We start from the raw sequence: 13,059 nt of genomic DNA on the forward strand, positions 1-13,059 counted from the left end.
TTGACGCTAGGCAGCGTCACCATCGGGTCTTGTGAAAAGACTGCGAAGAAAGACCAGCAGCAGGCCCAGGCCGATGAACGCGAAACTGAATGTGGCCAGAAAGCACATCCCGGTGAACAAGGTCTTCAGGGCTGAAGCGATGCTTTGGGCAATGGCATTGCTGAACGAAGGCGGATGGGCAGCGAAATAAGCCACCATCCCTTTGCTTAGGCCGAAGCTGAGCCACGCCAGGAGGAAGCTGGTGAGTGATCCCGAAAGAAAGCTCAGTGGCCCCTTGCGGGGCCCCGAATCAACAGCCAAGTCGGAACTGTTGACCGTGGAGGTTTTGGCCTGATCGGCCGGCTGGCGCTCGCTCATCCCATCAGCTTGACCCCGTGAGGGATCAACGAGCAACTCCAACTCCGTAAACCCATCTGATCCAGTTGATCCTGAACCTCATCCCTGGCACGGTCAGCCCCACCCCGGTCGGAAAAAAGCGCGAAACAGCTCGGGCCCGAACCGCTCATTGCAGCTTGAAGACAACCCGACAAGCTTTTGAGACACCTCAGCGCGTTGCCCACAGACGGCGTCAAGGGCTCCACCACCGCTTGGAGATCGTTGCGCAACGGCGGCGTCTCCGCACCCAGCGGGTGCAGCCATTGCGCTGCTCTGAGGTCCTGACGACGTGCTTCAAACGCTGCCTCGTCGTGGAGATACTCATGGCCGCGTTGGCGACGGCACTCGCTGTACGCCCAGGGGGTGGACACACTGTCTTCGGGATCTTTCACCAGAAGAAGCCCAAGCTCGGCCTCCACAGGCGGCAGAGGCTCCAGTCGTTCGCCACGTCCAAAACAGAGTTGGGTTCCGCCGGCGATACAAAACGGCATATCGGAACCCAGTTCAGCAGCCAGGCGCTCCAGTTGGCTCGCACCCAAGCCCAAGCCCCAGAGCTCATTGAGTGCGACCAGAGCAGCCGCTCCATCGCTAGAACCACCGGCCAGTCCTGCTCCGATGGGAATGCGTTTGCTCAGGTGCATCCGTGCACCGAGTTCGCTGAAGCCGGACCGCTCACGGAGCAGCTGGGCGGCACGGACAATCAGGTTGTCATCACCACAGCTGAGTTCTGCCACGTCACAACGCAGAGAAAGGCTTCCATCTGATGTGTTTTCGCAACGCAGCTCATCCTTGAGGTCGATGCTCTGCATCACCATGGCCAGCTCATGAAAACCATCGGCACGTAGGCCAAGCACTTCGAGATGAAGGTTGATCTTGGCGGGCGCAGTGACGCAAACCGGAGCCGTCATAGAGAGGACGCAGCGGAGTCGGCCTGATTCAAACCCCTGGCGAGTTCCACCCAGGCATGAGGGGCCACCTCTTGAGGACGCTGACTGAGATCAATTCCGGCTTGCCGAGTGATTGTCTCCAGTTCGCTGAAGGACTGAGACACGTTGAGGGTGTTGCGCAGCATCTTCCTGCGCGCCTGGAATGTCTGCTTGAGCAGACGTTCCACGCGACGGGATGTGACGGGGTCCGGGCGCTGCCCTTGAGGAAGGGGGTCTAGGCGGATCACCTCCGAGTGCACTTTCGGTGGAGGTTGAAAACAGCGTGGCGGGACTGAACAAACGCTGCTGCAGTGGGCCAGCAGTTGCATGCGAACACTCAGGGCGCTGAAACTGCTCGCACCAGGCCTGGCTCGGATGCGTTCAGCCACTTCCTTCTGCACAAGCAGCACCAAGCGTTGGTAGGGGGGATCAATCGGCTGATCCAACCGGCCGATTAGGCGATCCAGCAGGGGACCGGTGATGTTGTACGGGATGTTGGCGACGACCTTGGTGGCCCGCTGACCGTCAGGGAGGGTCAAGGGCACCTCGAGGACATCTCCTTCTCGCAGAGAAAACTGCGGAAATCCACCAAAACGATCGTGCAGTCCTGAGACCAGGTCACGATCCAGTTCAACGGCATGCACCGCAGCAGCGGAGGACGCCAGAAGTCTCTCGGTGAGAGCTCCACGCCCAGGACCGACCTCCAGGACGCGGTCTTCGCTTCCAAGTTCGGATGCGTCAAGAATTCGATCCAGCACCCGTTCATCGCGCAACCAGTGCTGCCCGAAACGCTTGCGTGGCGAGTGGCCTCCGAAACTCATTCCATCGATGTCGTCCCATCACTGTGCATCAGCAGGCCTGTTTCTCCTGACTGAGCCAGAACGAGGCTTCACAATGAACATCAGCTGAAGTGCTGTCATCTGAAGGACTCGCCGACGCCTTTGATCTGTATCTGCGGGCCGTCTGCAGCAGGAAAAACCTTGTTTGCCGGTTTGCTGGCGACAGCACTTGAGAACGCAGGGATCCAAGCCACCGTGATCGGTTGCGATGACTACTACCGCGAGCACTGGACACCCGATCCGTTGTTTGGCTTCGACACGGTGGAGGCCATCGACGCCGACAACCTGATCGATGACTTGAATGCCCTGCGCTCAGGGCAACTCAAGCAACGACGCCGTTACGACATGGGCACGCGGGCCGTTCACTGGACGCCTCTCGACGAAGGGTGTGATGTGATCCTTCTCGAGGGTGCCTACGGACCTCAGTTGCTGCTCAAGAGCTCTCCTCCGGAGCTGCTGATTTACCTTGAGGAGTCGCTGGCGGTAAGAGCACTGCGCCGTCTGCGCAGGGACACACGAGAGCGACAGCGAACGGTGGCATCTGTGCTGAGACAAATGCTCAGGCAGATGATTCCTGGCGAACGGCGCTTCATCAAACCGCTTAAAGAGGCAGCGGATGTTGTGGTGACGCGCACCGATAGAGGCTTGGCTGAAGCCGTTGTGAGCATCATCGATCTCTGCTCATCCCAAGAGACGCATTGAGGTCTTGACTGCTCGTTAGCTTGAGGAGGTGGCTCTTGTTGTTGGCGTGTCGGTTTGGATCTTGATCACGGAACTGCCCCTGCTGATGGCGTCCCACCCCGTAGCCCCTCCACCGTTACCCATCGGACCTGAAAGACCCGAAGAGGTACAGGAGCAAAGCATCAATCTCGAAGAGTTTTCTATGGAGATCGATGGTCGCGATGTGCAGTGCGGTGCAGCTGAATTAGGGACTGGTCCCAGGGCACCCTTCGCGTACAACCCTGACAGTTCAGACCGTAGTCAGGAAGTGACATTTCAGGCCACAACCTGTCGCTTGCGCTTCTGAGGCGAGGCATTGCCTCACCAATCGGGTGATCCGAGATCAGGCACTCTGAGCCAGCGAACAGCACGACGACTTGGAGGAAGTGGAACCAGGGCCAAAACCACTTCGAGCTGACTGAGAGCGTGTTGAGGGTTGAAGGCCATCCAGCTGTTCAGGGCCAGGGCCAACCGCTGGCGCTTGCGGCCGTCAAAAGCGGCAAGCCCCCAACCATCCGGTCCGCAGCGCCGGCGCCCTTTCACTTCAACGGCCAGCAATCGAGGAGTCATGGCATTCGGTTTGATCACTAGCAGGTCGATCTCCCCATAGCGGCAAGACCAGCGCTGTTCCAGCAGGGTCCAACCACGGCGCTGCAAGAGACGCAGAGCCCTCGCTTCAGCCCAGAGTCCGGATGGTGCGGTCATCAACTTTGCGTTCACTCAGGCAAGACGTGGTTGCCCACAAAGCATTCCCCCTCGAGCAGATCACCAGGGATAGTCCTTGTAGAGAGCATCTTCAGGACAGGGATCCTGGCCACGTCCACCTGGAAGATCCTCATCGGTGACGATGTCGTCAAGGTATGCAGCGCAGAGTTGTTCCGGCGTGAGGCTGTAGACCCAAGACTCCCAGCCACCACCTGAATCCGATCGAACTGGCAAACAAAGCAATCCCGACATCACCATCAGTGCGATGCATGCATGGGAACGCATCTGATTTCGATCGATGAGGACTCCAGTGTGGATGCCCCTCAGGACAAAGAGGCAAGTGGATCGGGAATGCTGTGGCTTGGAGCATCAAAACGTCCTTCCAGGACGTACTCAAGACGCAGCTTCATAAAGGTGATGAAGGTGGCGTCAGTGGACACCACAGCCGCAGACGGCGCAGGTAGTTCAGTCTTGATCGCCGACAGCTCGGGGCTATTTAAAAAAGCAGGTCTGCGAATCAACCAGAAATCGATGTCCTTTCCTTCCTCGGCGTAATGACGTCTGCGCTCTTTCAGGACCTCCTCGAGCGGCTCCTCCTCGGTGAGAAACCGCTCGCTGGCCGCAACGAAGTGATAAGTCGTCATGATCAATAGCTTCCGAACAGAGGGTCCCGACGGGGATTCTGAACCAAGGCCTTCATCTCCCGAACGGCTTGCTGAAGACCCACAGCAACAGCCCTAGCAACGATCGTGTGGCCGATATTCAACTCCTCCATACCTTTGATGGCCGCAACCGGTTCAACGTTTTGATAGGTCAGGCCATGGCCCGCATTCACTCTTAGACCCATGGAACGCGCCAAGGCGGTGGCTTCGGTTAGGCGTGCTAGTTCAGACGGTTGATCAATCCACTTGGATTCGGCGTAGGTGCCGGTGTGCAACTCAATCCATCGGGCGCGGCAATCACGGCAGGCCTCGAGTTGCACTCGCTCGGGATCCACAAACAGGCTGACTGGAATTCCAGCGTCCTGCAAACGACTGACTTTGGAGGTGAGGTCAACGCGTTGACTGCTTACGTCCAATCCTCCTTCAGTCGTGACCTCCTCGCGTCGTTCCGGCACCAAGGTGACCATGTCGGGCTGCACCCGCAGGGCAATAGCGATCATTTCATCGGTTGCTGCCATCTCCAGATTCAGGCGGGTTCGCACCGTCTGACGCAACAGATCCACATCCCGATCCTGAATATGACGGCGATCTTCACGAAGGTGAACCGTGATCCCATCGGCGCCACCAAGCTCGGCCAGTAGCGCCATCGGCACTGGATCCGGCTCCACGGTTCGCCGTGCCTGGCGCACGTTGGCAATGTGGTCGATGTTGACCCCGAGGCTGGCCACGGCGGGAGATACCAAAACCGAATCCTATGGAGACGGGACGATGGATCGGCCGCAGCATCAACTGCCCTGCTGAACGCTACGAAGTGCAGGCCAAGGCCTAGCTTTCACCGAAGACGATCTGCGGCTCAAGGCGGTGCCCAGCAGCCTGGCAACACGAGCTTCAGCCCTTCAAACGGGCATCGACCCGTTCTGGGCGTCTTTAGCCATGGTGGTCACCCAAGATCTCGCCTTACCGGGATACTTCAGGGAACGCTTGGTGCTCGGACGCCAGCATCTCCCGATCACAGGTCCAGTCCTTCTAGCGCCCACCCACCGAGCCCGATGGGATGCCCTGATGCTGCCCATGGCGGCAGGACGCCGCATCTCAGGACGCGACTGTCGATTCATGGTGACGCGCACTGAAATGACAGGCATCCAGGGCTGGTTTCTCCATCGCCTTGGGTGTTTTGCTGTGGATCAAGACAAACCCTCACTGACAACGCTCCGTTACGCGCTGGATCTGCTGGCCAATGATCAGCAGCTTGTTGTCTTTCCTGAGGGACGGATCAATCGCGACGACGAACCAATCATGCTGGAGCCGGGATTGGCTCGCCTGGCCCAGATGGCTTTGAGGCAGGGAGTGAAGGTTCCCGTCGTCCCGGTTGGTTTGGCCTACAACCCATGGCGTCCGGGACCTCGCAGTCGTGCTGCCATCTGTTTTGGCGAGGCCCTGCTTGTCGCCGGAAGGGGCCGAGAACACACTGATCACTTCAACCAACTCCTAGTGCAGAGGATGCAGGCGGCTGAACAAGCGGCAAGGAGGGCCATTGGTCGACCCATGGAATGCCTTTAAAGTCCGCGAACTAAAGAGTTCGACCATGCGCTCCCGCCTCATCTGCTCGGCGCTCGCTCTGACGGCCGGATTGTTCGTCAGCCCTGCACTGGGTCAGACAGCGACGGATTCCAGTGCAACGTCTGTCGATAAGGTTCTCGCCTCAACAGGTGCAGGATTCAACGTGGCAGCAGTTGAATCCCTCATCCAACGTGGTGATTCCGCCATCTCGGCAGGGAACCTGGATCAAGCCAAGAAGGACTACGACAATGCGCGTACTGCTGCAAAGCAGCTGCTGGCTTTCTATCGCGACCTGAGTGGAGCCTTTCGTGGTCTCGACGCCAGAATCCCCCGCGAAATGGATGCCAAGGGTCGCCAAGCTCTCTCCCTTCTGGCCCAAGCGAACCTGAGGCTGGCTGCTCTGTTCCGCCGCCAGAATCAACCCGAGGTGGCTGTGCCTGTTCTCGTTGAAGTGGTTCGGCTGATGACACCAGCGAAGCCCGAAGGCCAGAAGGCTTACCAGAGCCTCGTCGAGCTCGGTTTCGTTGATACGCCATTCCGGGGTGGCCAGAGCGCACCGGGCAGCTGAGCAGCCCAACCGTTGCGTTGATCTGCCAGCATCGTGGTTGTTCTTTCCGGACCTCATGGTTCAGCCCGACGCCGTTGGCGCTGCCATCCGCCGTGCCCTCCCCGATGCCCAGGTGAGTGTGGAAGATCTCACCGGAGGTGGCGATCACCTCCAAGTGAGTGTGGTGTCTTCCGCCTTCGACGGTCTTAACCGTATTCGTCAGCACCAGCTGGTGTACAAAGCCCTGAAGGACGAACTGAAGAGCGAAGCGATCCACGCTTTGGCTCTCAACACCTCCACTCCAGACTGATCTCTTCAAGTCCTACGACGTCGACCCATGGATGCTCAGACCAAGTCTCGTATTGAGACTCTTATCAACTCCAGCCCTGTCTTCGTTTTCATGAAGGGCAACAAGTTGATGCCGCAGTGCGGTTTCTCGAACAACGTGGTTCAGATTCTCAACGCTCTCGGGATCAGCTTTGAAACCTTTGACGTGCTGACAGATATGGAGGTGCGTCAGGGAATCAAGGAATTTTCAGACTGGCCCACGATCCCCCAGGTTTATGTGAAAGGGGAATTCATGGGTGGCTCCGACATCCTCATCGAGATGTACAACAACGGAGAGCTGAAAGAGAAGCTCGAAGTCGCTCTCGCTAGTTGAGTTAATACTGCTGAGGATGCTCGTAGAGCGTTCGGAGGTCCCCATCAGGGCCGATGAAGCTGGAGGGGTCCATGATCCAACGCTCCACAATCATTTCTAGTTTGGCGAGTTCTCTTGAATCCAAATCACCAGCTCGTCGCAACGCGTGCAGGTATCCGTCTGCGTAGAGACGCAACTCGGAAGGGCTGTGGAAGCGACTCGTCAATTCCTGACAGGCATCACATAGCGATTGGAAGTGGCGTATGGCTTCCGGATGCTGGAGGGATGTCATCTTTATTGAGGTCGGCAGCCTCTGTTACCAGATTGCCAGAGAATTGGGTTTAGCGTAGTTCGACCTAGCCACTGCGCGTGACTCCTCCCTCCCGAGATCTGATCGTCAAAGGATCCGGACTGGTGCCGGTCCAGCAAGCTCCCGTTCCTGCCGCACCGGCACGGGAACCAGCGCGTGTGCTGGTTGTCGAGCCCCATCCAACCTTGCGGACCGTTCTTGTTCAGAGACTGCGTCAGGACGGGCATCTCACCGCGGCTGTCGCCTCTTCATCGGAAGCCATTGAGCTCTGTCAGGAACAGACTCCTGATCTTTTAATCAGCGCTGAGCTACTGGAAAAGAGCTCGGCATTACGCCTCGGTCAACAGCTGCGATGTCCTGTGATCGTTCTCACAGCACGCAACGGTGCCGAACCTGTCGTCGGCCTGCTCGATGACGGTGCAGATGACGTGCTTCGCAAACCATTTGGTTTGGAGGAACTCGCCGCTCGGTGTCGGACCCTTCTCAAACGTGAACGCAGCGGCCTTCAAGAGCGCGTGAAAGTGGGGCCTCTCGAAGTTCATCTCCTGCTCCGCCAGGTCACCCTGCGCGAAAAGCCTGTTGAACTCAGCCCTCGAGAATTCGCCCTCCTCTGCGCGCTGCTCATGCCCCCAGGCATGGTGCGCAGTCGCCAGGAGTTGCTGAGGATGGCGTGGCCGCCCTTCAGCGGTGGGCCCCGCTCTGTGGACACTCAAGTGCTCACCCTCAGGCGCAAACTTGAACAGGCGGGTCTGGGCGATGGAGGTGGTATCACAACCGTCAGGCAGCAGGGCTATCGATTCAGCCTGGATAACTTGCCGGAAGAGTCATCCAGTTCATCCGAATTGCAGTAGCGATCACCAATTCGCTCGTGAGCATCACCACAGCGATGGCTGCAAGCAGCTGGTAGGTCCACGGAGGCGTCAGCCTGCCGATTCCACTGGTGTCGATCCCCGTTTGATCTTGAAGAACGTTCAAAAACTGATCGAATCGTTCGAGACGTTGGGGAAGCAAGCGATGCTGACCGTCCTTTGAAGTTTTGAGGTAGTAAACAGAACCGCCCTGACTGGTCCCCACAGGCACCACGCGGCGAATCTGATCCCAACGCAGCTGCCAACCCCGACGCAACAACCAACGGCACCACTGAGGGTGACCAACCACGAGACCGGTTTCATCAATGCAAACCTCCTCGCTCAACAACGCCAGAACGATGAAAAGACCCAGCGGAACGGCAATCCAGAGCGCCAATTGCAGGGAGGGGGGAGCCATCAAGGGCAAAGGCACCACGAGTGCCAGATAAACGCAAATCAGGGTTCCACGGATCAAACTTGAAAGGCGGAAGCAGTCGCGCATCACTCAACGGTCCTCAGGGGAACCGGGCAGGGGTTCGATCACATCGGACGGGCTGTAGCCACCGTTGAACACTTCGGCTTCACGGCCTTTCCAGAACTCTCCAAGGCGCATCAGATCAGCATGAGCGTCCTGCAGGCTTTCCAGGTACGCCTCAGGCGACATCGACGCCTTCGCTTCTTTGAGCTTGGCCAACCGCAGCATCTGCAGCATCCATGGCTTGCCAAGCTCCCCGCGTTGCTCGATGTAGCGAGCCAGGTCCGCTGCACTGGGTTGGGGCGCTGAAGCCATGGATCATTCGACCAATTCTGGAACCTTAAGCAGAGCCGCGAAGGCCCGTGACCTTTTAAGCCGGTAGTGCCCAGGCATTCAGACCTAGATCAGCTCCGATTCGATGGCTACAGGCATAGCCACTGAAGGCCACGGCATTGAGACCCTGGCCAGGGAAACAGGAGTCACCCACGCAGTAGAGACCTTTCAATCCGGTTCTGTTGAACGGCATTGGCAGCAATCCCGGTAAGCGCATGGAGGGAATCGGGCCGTAGCTTCCGCCCATGCGCCCAAGGAAGCGTCGATGGGTACGTGGCGTTCCCACCTCACGAAGCTCCACGGCCGCAGAGAGTCCAGGCAACAGCGTCTCCAGACGCTGAATCAACCTTGAAGCATCAGCCTCTTTTTTGGCCTTGTACTGCGTGGGGGACAACCCTGACCAGGCAGAGATTTCACTCATCGTGAAGGTATGCACGATGTGGCGGCCTTCGGGAGCTAATGACGGATCCAACAAGCTTGGAATCGAAACGAAAATCACCCCCTGCTCAGACTCAAGCTCAGTCCAGTTTTCAAGGAGGAGATGATGGCAATGCAACCCCTCAGGAATGACATCGGCCCTGACGCCAAGGTGTAACGACAGAAACGAACTGGAGGGTTGATAACGACGGCGCCAAGTTGCTTCGGCCGCAGGCGTATGTCCTGCATCCACGAGCGTTGCGACAGGTGACCCATCGCCCGCAAAGGTATCCCAGCGGGTCGCATTGCTCACCACACGACGGGCAAAAAGCTCTTGTCCATCGGCGAGGCGAACGCCCACGGCTTGACCGCCTTCAATGATCACTTCGGTGACTCGGGACCGGTAGCGAATCTCGCCGCCGTGGCTCTCGAGACCAGCAACAAGTTTCTCAGCGATCGTGCCGACACCCCCCTTCGGATAGTTGATGCCTCCGGCATGACGGTCTGAAAACACCATGCCTGCATTGATCATCGGCGTGCGATCGGCTGGCATGACAGACCAGCAAAAGCACTCGATGTCTATCAACCGCAAAAGCTCCTCATCGCGGATGTGCTCACGCGCCACGTCTCCGACGTTGAACGGAAGCCAGCGAGCAAGACCAAGACAGGCCAGAGGAGCACGGAAAAACACTTTGGCCAGATAGGCCGGATCCTCGAGGGACAGCAGGGGCATCGCATCAAGGCAACGAAACACCTGCCAACACCTGTCGTAAAACGCACGGATGCCCTTGGCCTCGTGAGGGAACCGCGCAGCCATGCGATCCATGAATCCGTTGTAATCCCGGTCCACTTGCATCGAGAGACCGTCCGGCAAGTGGTATTCGAGCTGCACGGGGTCTGGCACTGTTTCGCAGCTCTGACCCACATCAGCCAGGGCCCGGGTCAGAAGATTCGTATGGCCGTGCTCTCCGAAGCCGAAAATCATCGACGCGCCCACATCAAAGGTGTAACCGTCCCTTCGAAAGCTCCCGCCCGACCCACCAGGAATCAGATAGCGCTCAAGCACCAGCGTCTTTGCGCCCTTGACGGCCAGCTGGGACGCTGTGACCAGACCTCCGATCCCAGAACCGATCACGATCACATCCCAATGCGGCTTGGAGCTGGAGGCCACGTGCAGGATTCGCATCAGCATCCAAACCTAGGAGGCGTTGCCCGATGTGAAGGGCGGAGTGGCCGTCAGAATCACCTCCGTGCGCACGGGGCGAGCCAACAGGTCCCTACAGCGCTCCTGGATCCGGTCCCGGATCAGATCGATGGCGGCACCATCCATTGGCTGATTGGGATTCAGATACACCACCACAAAGGCTGTGCGGCCTACCTCGTACACCGTGAGATCAAGCAACCAGCACGACAGTCCCGCGAGTAAATCCTCCAAAGCCAGTCGAGTGCTGCGAATCAGATCGGATTCGGCGGAGACCCCGGCAGCCTGACCCAGCGCGGTGAGAAAGCCCTCAAGGGGCTCGCGCAGAACAACAACACTCACCAGCAACACAAGCAGTGAGTCCATGATTGGAATCAGCACCGCCAGCATCGTGCCCTTGAGCAGGGGTGTGCCCAGCAGGGCTAATCCCGTTAAGCCACTGATCAAGCCATCGACGCGGGCGGCTTTGGCCTCAGTGAGAAGGATTTGGGAATGGCGGCCGGTGACGACCCAGTCGTGTTGGTGACGCCAGGCCAGGCCCCAACAGATCACCACCATTGCTAAGGAGTACAACGCCACAGGACCGAGACGGACTGGCATCACAGCTCTGCCATTGGCGTATTCAACCACCGTGCTGAAGGCCGAAATGGCCGCAAATGACAACACTCCGATCAGGACCAACGAGCGAAAGAGCACATACAACGCTTCCTGACCGTCGTACCCGTAGGGATAGGCCCTGTCCGGCGGACGCACCACATTGCGACTAATCCGTGCGGCCACAAGCCCGGATCCCACCATCACCGCTGAGTAGAGACCATCCAGCAGCAAGGCGTAGGACCCGGAAATCACGTGAACACCGATCCCGGCGATCGCCATTACGGCACTCGCGATGACGCCGATTTTCAAAGAGCGACGTTCAATCAGTCGGTCTTCAGGCCGGACAGGCGACATCCCTGATAGCGCGTTCCTCTTTTGCTAGCAGTAGATCGGCTAATGCCCTGTCTCGATAGGCCCCGTAGCGAGCCCGTTTGTCACGGATGCGCTCAGGCAGTTCCGGCAGGAGCCCGAAGTTCGGAGGCATCGGCTGAAACTTGCCTGAGGGTGCTTCGCTGATGAAATGCGTCAGAGCACCCACCATGGTGGTGCGAGGCAGATCGATGGGGCGTTCACCCCGAACGAGGCGAGCCGCGTTGGTGCCCGCCAGCCAGCCTCCGGCCACTGCAGCCGCGTACCCCTCAGTCCCAGTGATCTGACCAGCCGCTAACAGGTTGGGCCGAGAGCGGAATTGCAGGGTGGCATCAAGCAACGCCGGAGCTTCCAGGAATGTGTTGCGATGCATCACTCCGAAGCGAACAAACTCCGCCTGCTCGAGTCCCGGAATCATCTGCAGAACGCGCTTCTGCTCCCCCCATTTGAGATTGGTCTGGAAGCCCACAAGGTTCCACAGGCGTCCATCTTTGTCTTCCTGACGGAGCTGCACCACCGCATAGGCGCGTTTGGCCCGGCGGACATCCCGATCATTGACATCGCCCCATCGTGGATCCCAGAGGCCAATCGGCTTAAGGGGTCCGTAGCGCATGGTGTCTTCACCGCGCCTGGCCAGCTCTTCGATCGGTAAACATCCTTCAAAGAAGGTGGCATTGGATTGATCGAAGTCCTTGAGCTCTGCCTGTTCAGCCCCCAGCAAGGCATCGCGGAAAGCCAGGTACTGCTCACGATTCATCGGGCAGTTGATGTAGTCCGCGTCCCCTTTGTCGTAGCGACTCGCTCGAAAGGCCTTGGTCATATCGACGCTCTCACCTTCCACGATCGGGCTCGCTGCATCGAAGAAATGACAGTCAGCCCGTCCCGTGAAGCGACGCAGATCCTCTGCAAGAGCGTCACTGGTGAGTGGACCGGTGGCCAGCACCGTGACCTGGTTAGCCGCAGGAAGGGCAACCTGCTCCCTGCGGAGAAACGAAACCCGGGGATGCTGGTCCAGCAATTGGGTCAGCGATGCGCTGTAACGACCCCTGTCAACGGCGAGGGCACCACCGGCGGGAACGGCATGACGATCAGCCATTTGAATGACAACAGACCCCAGTCTTCGCAACTCTTCCTGGAGAAGACCCGCTGCCCGGTCACTGCTGAGTGCTCCAAAGCTGTTACTGCAAACAAGCTCGGCACATTCAGAACTGTGGTGAGCTGGAGAACGACGGCTCGGCCGCATCTCCACCAACTGAACATCCAGGCCGGCTTCAGCGACTTGCCAAGCAGCTTCGGTGCCAGCGAGTCCAGCACCGATCACAACAACGGATGGAGCTGCCAAATGGATCAAGGACGATGAATCTCACCCTATCGATCCAGGCGGTCGATCCCAATCAGACCCGACTGCGCTTGATCATCAATTGCAGCTGACCAACAGCGGCACGACCGATGTTGAAGCCGGCCCAACCCAATGCAAGGAGGATGGGAGATGCCACGAGGACGAGCCGGAGGTCCATGAATCCAGTCGGGAGATT

Annotated in this window: 21 protein-coding genes; 7 read left to right on the forward strand and 14 right to left on the reverse strand. The window is 58.5% G+C overall.

Annotated elements, in window-relative coordinates; translation table 11 throughout:
• Positions 1-6 precede the first annotated feature (6 nt).
• The 3 genes from SynPROS71_RS07410 to rsmA are packed head-to-tail and all read right to left on the reverse strand — an operon-like array spanning position 7 to position 2,122.
• Positions 7-357 carry a DUF3082 domain-containing protein gene (locus tag SynPROS71_RS07410; protein ID WP_186594219.1) on the reverse strand — a complete coding sequence of 117 codons (351 nt, stop codon included), beginning with the start codon at positions 355-357 and terminating at the stop codon, positions 7-9.
• Positions 354-1,283: a 4-(cytidine 5'-diphospho)-2-C-methyl-D-erythritol kinase gene (gene ispE / locus SynPROS71_RS07415; RefSeq protein WP_186594220.1), complete on the reverse strand. Its 930-nt coding sequence runs from the start codon at positions 1,281-1,283 to the stop codon at positions 354-356. Before ispE ends, SynPROS71_RS07410 begins: the two co-directional genes overlap by 4 nt.
• Entirely contained in the window at positions 1,280-2,122 is an 843-nt protein-coding gene (gene rsmA / locus SynPROS71_RS07420) for a 16S rRNA (adenine(1518)-N(6)/adenine(1519)-N(6))-dimethyltransferase RsmA (protein WP_186594221.1), read from the reverse strand. Before rsmA ends, ispE begins: the two co-directional genes overlap by 4 nt.
• 120 nt (positions 2,123-2,242) lie before the next feature.
• On the opposite strand from rsmA, the gene SynPROS71_RS07425 reads away from it, so the two are divergent.
• Together SynPROS71_RS07425 and SynPROS71_RS07430 are read left to right on the forward strand one after the other, a co-directional pair.
• The gene (locus SynPROS71_RS07425) at positions 2,243-2,842 is read left to right on the forward strand and encodes a (d)CMP kinase (RefSeq protein ID WP_186594222.1); all 600 of its coding nucleotides are present in this window, start codon (positions 2,243-2,245) and stop codon (positions 2,840-2,842) included.
• Between the two features lie 28 nt (positions 2,843-2,870).
• A complete protein-coding gene (locus SynPROS71_RS07430) occupies positions 2,871-3,167 on the forward strand; it encodes a hypothetical protein (RefSeq protein ID WP_186594223.1) in 297 nt (98 codons plus the stop codon).
• A gap of 14 nt (positions 3,168-3,181) precedes the next feature.
• Here SynPROS71_RS07430 and SynPROS71_RS07435 read toward each other — a convergent pair whose 3' ends face one another.
• Genes SynPROS71_RS07435 through SynPROS71_RS07450 form a run of 4 tightly spaced genes read right to left on the reverse strand, consistent with a single transcriptional unit; the run spans position 3,182 to position 4,955 of the window.
• Positions 3,182-3,565 carry a YraN family protein gene (locus SynPROS71_RS07435; protein WP_186594225.1) on the reverse strand — a complete coding sequence of 128 codons (384 nt, stop codon included), beginning with the start codon at positions 3,563-3,565 and terminating at the stop codon, positions 3,182-3,184.
• Between the two features lie 60 nt (positions 3,566-3,625).
• Positions 3,626-3,850, reverse strand: a complete 225-nt coding sequence (locus SynPROS71_RS07440; RefSeq protein ID WP_186594227.1) for a hypothetical protein — start codon at positions 3,848-3,850, stop codon at positions 3,626-3,628.
• 38 nt (positions 3,851-3,888) lie between these two features.
• A complete protein-coding gene (locus SynPROS71_RS07445) occupies positions 3,889-4,209 on the reverse strand; it encodes an MgPME-cyclase complex family protein (RefSeq protein WP_186594229.1) in 321 nt (106 codons plus the stop codon).
• 2 nt (positions 4,210-4,211) lie between these two features.
• Positions 4,212-4,955 (reverse strand): pyridoxine 5'-phosphate synthase, encoded by a 744-nt coding sequence (locus SynPROS71_RS07450; protein ID WP_186597951.1) that lies wholly within the window; start codon positions 4,953-4,955, stop codon positions 4,212-4,214.
• Between the two features lie 133 nt (positions 4,956-5,088).
• Here SynPROS71_RS07450 and SynPROS71_RS07455 point away from each other — a divergent pair, with 133 nt between their 5' ends.
• From SynPROS71_RS07455 to grxD, 4 genes are read left to right on the forward strand one after another with little or no spacing between them, the layout of a single operon-like run.
• The gene (locus tag SynPROS71_RS07455; protein ID WP_186594231.1) at positions 5,089-5,787 is read left to right on the forward strand and encodes a 1-acyl-sn-glycerol-3-phosphate acyltransferase; all 699 of its coding nucleotides are present in this window, start codon (positions 5,089-5,091) and stop codon (positions 5,785-5,787) included.
• Between the two features lie 25 nt (positions 5,788-5,812).
• Positions 5,813-6,355, forward strand: coding sequence for a hypothetical protein (locus SynPROS71_RS07460; protein WP_186594233.1), 543 nt, complete (start codon positions 5,813-5,815; stop codon positions 6,353-6,355).
• Between the two features lie 55 nt (positions 6,356-6,410).
• A complete protein-coding gene (locus SynPROS71_RS07465; RefSeq protein WP_186594235.1) occupies positions 6,411-6,644 on the forward strand; it encodes a BolA family protein in 234 nt (77 codons plus the stop codon).
• Between the two features lie 27 nt (positions 6,645-6,671).
• Complete coding sequence (gene grxD / locus SynPROS71_RS07470; protein WP_186594237.1) at positions 6,672-6,995, forward strand: Grx4 family monothiol glutaredoxin; 324 nt, start codon at positions 6,672-6,674, stop codon at positions 6,993-6,995.
• 1 nt (position 6,996) lies between these two features.
• Here the strand turns inward: grxD and SynPROS71_RS07475 are convergent, their stop codons facing one another.
• Positions 6,997-7,266, reverse strand: a complete 270-nt coding sequence (locus tag SynPROS71_RS07475) for a DUF6761 family protein (protein WP_186594239.1) — start codon at positions 7,264-7,266, stop codon at positions 6,997-6,999.
• A 122-nt stretch (positions 7,267-7,388) separates the two neighbouring features.
• Here SynPROS71_RS07475 and SynPROS71_RS07480 point away from each other — a divergent pair, with 122 nt between their 5' ends.
• Complete coding sequence (locus SynPROS71_RS07480; RefSeq protein ID WP_186597953.1) at positions 7,389-8,135, forward strand: response regulator transcription factor; 747 nt, start codon at positions 7,389-7,391, stop codon at positions 8,133-8,135.
• On the opposite strand, the gene SynPROS71_RS07485 is transcribed toward SynPROS71_RS07480, so the two are convergent.
• From SynPROS71_RS07485 to SynPROS71_RS07510, 6 genes are read right to left on the reverse strand one after another with little or no spacing between them, the layout of a single operon-like run.
• On the reverse strand, positions 8,083-8,634 hold the full coding sequence (locus tag SynPROS71_RS07485) for a hypothetical protein (RefSeq protein ID WP_186594241.1): 552 nt from the start codon (positions 8,632-8,634) through the stop codon (positions 8,083-8,085). The two genes, SynPROS71_RS07480 and SynPROS71_RS07485, sit on opposite strands and share 53 nt — an antisense overlap.
• A 3-nt stretch (positions 8,635-8,637) precedes the next feature.
• Positions 8,638-8,922 carry a hypothetical protein gene (locus SynPROS71_RS07490; RefSeq protein ID WP_186594242.1) on the reverse strand — a complete coding sequence of 95 codons (285 nt, stop codon included), beginning with the start codon at positions 8,920-8,922 and terminating at the stop codon, positions 8,638-8,640.
• 55 nt (positions 8,923-8,977) lie between these two features.
• Positions 8,978-10,549: a carotenoid isomerase gene (gene crtH, locus SynPROS71_RS07495; RefSeq protein ID WP_255442040.1), complete on the reverse strand. Its 1,572-nt coding sequence runs from the start codon at positions 10,547-10,549 to the stop codon at positions 8,978-8,980.
• A gap of 6 nt (positions 10,550-10,555) precedes the next feature.
• Positions 10,556-11,509 carry a cation transporter gene (locus SynPROS71_RS07500; RefSeq protein ID WP_186594243.1) on the reverse strand — a complete coding sequence of 318 codons (954 nt, stop codon included), beginning with the start codon at positions 11,507-11,509 and terminating at the stop codon, positions 10,556-10,558.
• Positions 11,490-12,866: an FADH(2)-oxidizing methylenetetrahydrofolate--tRNA-(uracil(54)-C(5))-methyltransferase TrmFO gene (gene trmFO, locus SynPROS71_RS07505; protein WP_186594244.1), complete on the reverse strand. Its 1,377-nt coding sequence runs from the start codon at positions 12,864-12,866 to the stop codon at positions 11,490-11,492. The genes SynPROS71_RS07500 and trmFO overlap by 20 nt, the downstream gene beginning before the upstream one ends.
• Positions 12,867-12,918: 52 nt before the next feature.
• A complete protein-coding gene (locus SynPROS71_RS07510) occupies positions 12,919-13,041 on the reverse strand; it encodes a photosystem II protein Y (protein ID WP_006041544.1) in 123 nt (40 codons plus the stop codon).
• Positions 13,042-13,059: the final 18 nt, after the last annotated feature.

This window comes from Synechococcus sp. PROS-7-1, assembly GCF_014279795.1.
Lineage (GTDB): Bacteria > Cyanobacteriota > Cyanobacteriia > PCC-6307 > Cyanobiaceae > Synechococcus_C.

What these genes read in the sequence shown, in the direction of transcription:
- ispE (WP_186594220.1), bottom strand. Translation starts at nt 1,283, where the DNA reads ATGACGGCTCCGGTTTGCGTCACTGCGCCCGCCAAGATCAACCTTCAT.
- SynPROS71_RS07485 (WP_186594241.1), bottom strand. Translation starts at nt 8,634, where the DNA reads ATGCGCGACTGCTTCCGCCTTTCAAGTTTGATCCGTGGAACCCTGATT.
- SynPROS71_RS07410 (WP_186594219.1), bottom strand. Translation starts at nt 357, where the DNA reads ATGAGCGAGCGCCAGCCGGCCGATCAGGCCAAAACCTCCACGGTCAAC.
- SynPROS71_RS07465 (WP_186594235.1), top strand. Translation starts at nt 6,411, where the DNA reads ATGGTTCAGCCCGACGCCGTTGGCGCTGCCATCCGCCGTGCCCTCCCC.
- SynPROS71_RS07445 (WP_186594229.1), bottom strand. Translation starts at nt 4,209, where the DNA reads ATGACGACTTATCACTTCGTTGCGGCCAGCGAGCGGTTTCTCACCGAG.
- SynPROS71_RS07500 (WP_186594243.1), bottom strand. Translation starts at nt 11,509, where the DNA reads ATGTCGCCTGTCCGGCCTGAAGACCGACTGATTGAACGTCGCTCTTTG.
- SynPROS71_RS07435 (WP_186594225.1), bottom strand. Translation starts at nt 3,565, where the DNA reads ATGACCGCACCATCCGGACTCTGGGCTGAAGCGAGGGCTCTGCGTCTC.
- crtH (WP_255442040.1), bottom strand. Translation starts at nt 10,549, where the DNA reads ATGCTGATGCGAATCCTGCACGTGGCCTCCAGCTCCAAGCCGCATTGG.
- SynPROS71_RS07510 (WP_006041544.1), bottom strand. Translation starts at nt 13,041, where the DNA reads ATGGACCTCCGGCTCGTCCTCGTGGCATCTCCCATCCTCCTTGCATTG.
- SynPROS71_RS07440 (WP_186594227.1), bottom strand. Translation starts at nt 3,850, where the DNA reads ATGCGTTCCCATGCATGCATCGCACTGATGGTGATGTCGGGATTGCTT.
- grxD (WP_186594237.1), top strand. Translation starts at nt 6,672, where the DNA reads ATGGATGCTCAGACCAAGTCTCGTATTGAGACTCTTATCAACTCCAGC.
- rsmA (WP_186594221.1), bottom strand. Translation starts at nt 2,122, where the DNA reads ATGAGTTTCGGAGGCCACTCGCCACGCAAGCGTTTCGGGCAGCACTGG.
- SynPROS71_RS07490 (WP_186594242.1), bottom strand. Translation starts at nt 8,922, where the DNA reads ATGGCTTCAGCGCCCCAACCCAGTGCAGCGGACCTGGCTCGCTACATC.
- SynPROS71_RS07475 (WP_186594239.1), bottom strand. Translation starts at nt 7,266, where the DNA reads ATGACATCCCTCCAGCATCCGGAAGCCATACGCCACTTCCAATCGCTA.
- SynPROS71_RS07460 (WP_186594233.1), top strand. Translation starts at nt 5,813, where the DNA reads ATGCGCTCCCGCCTCATCTGCTCGGCGCTCGCTCTGACGGCCGGATTG.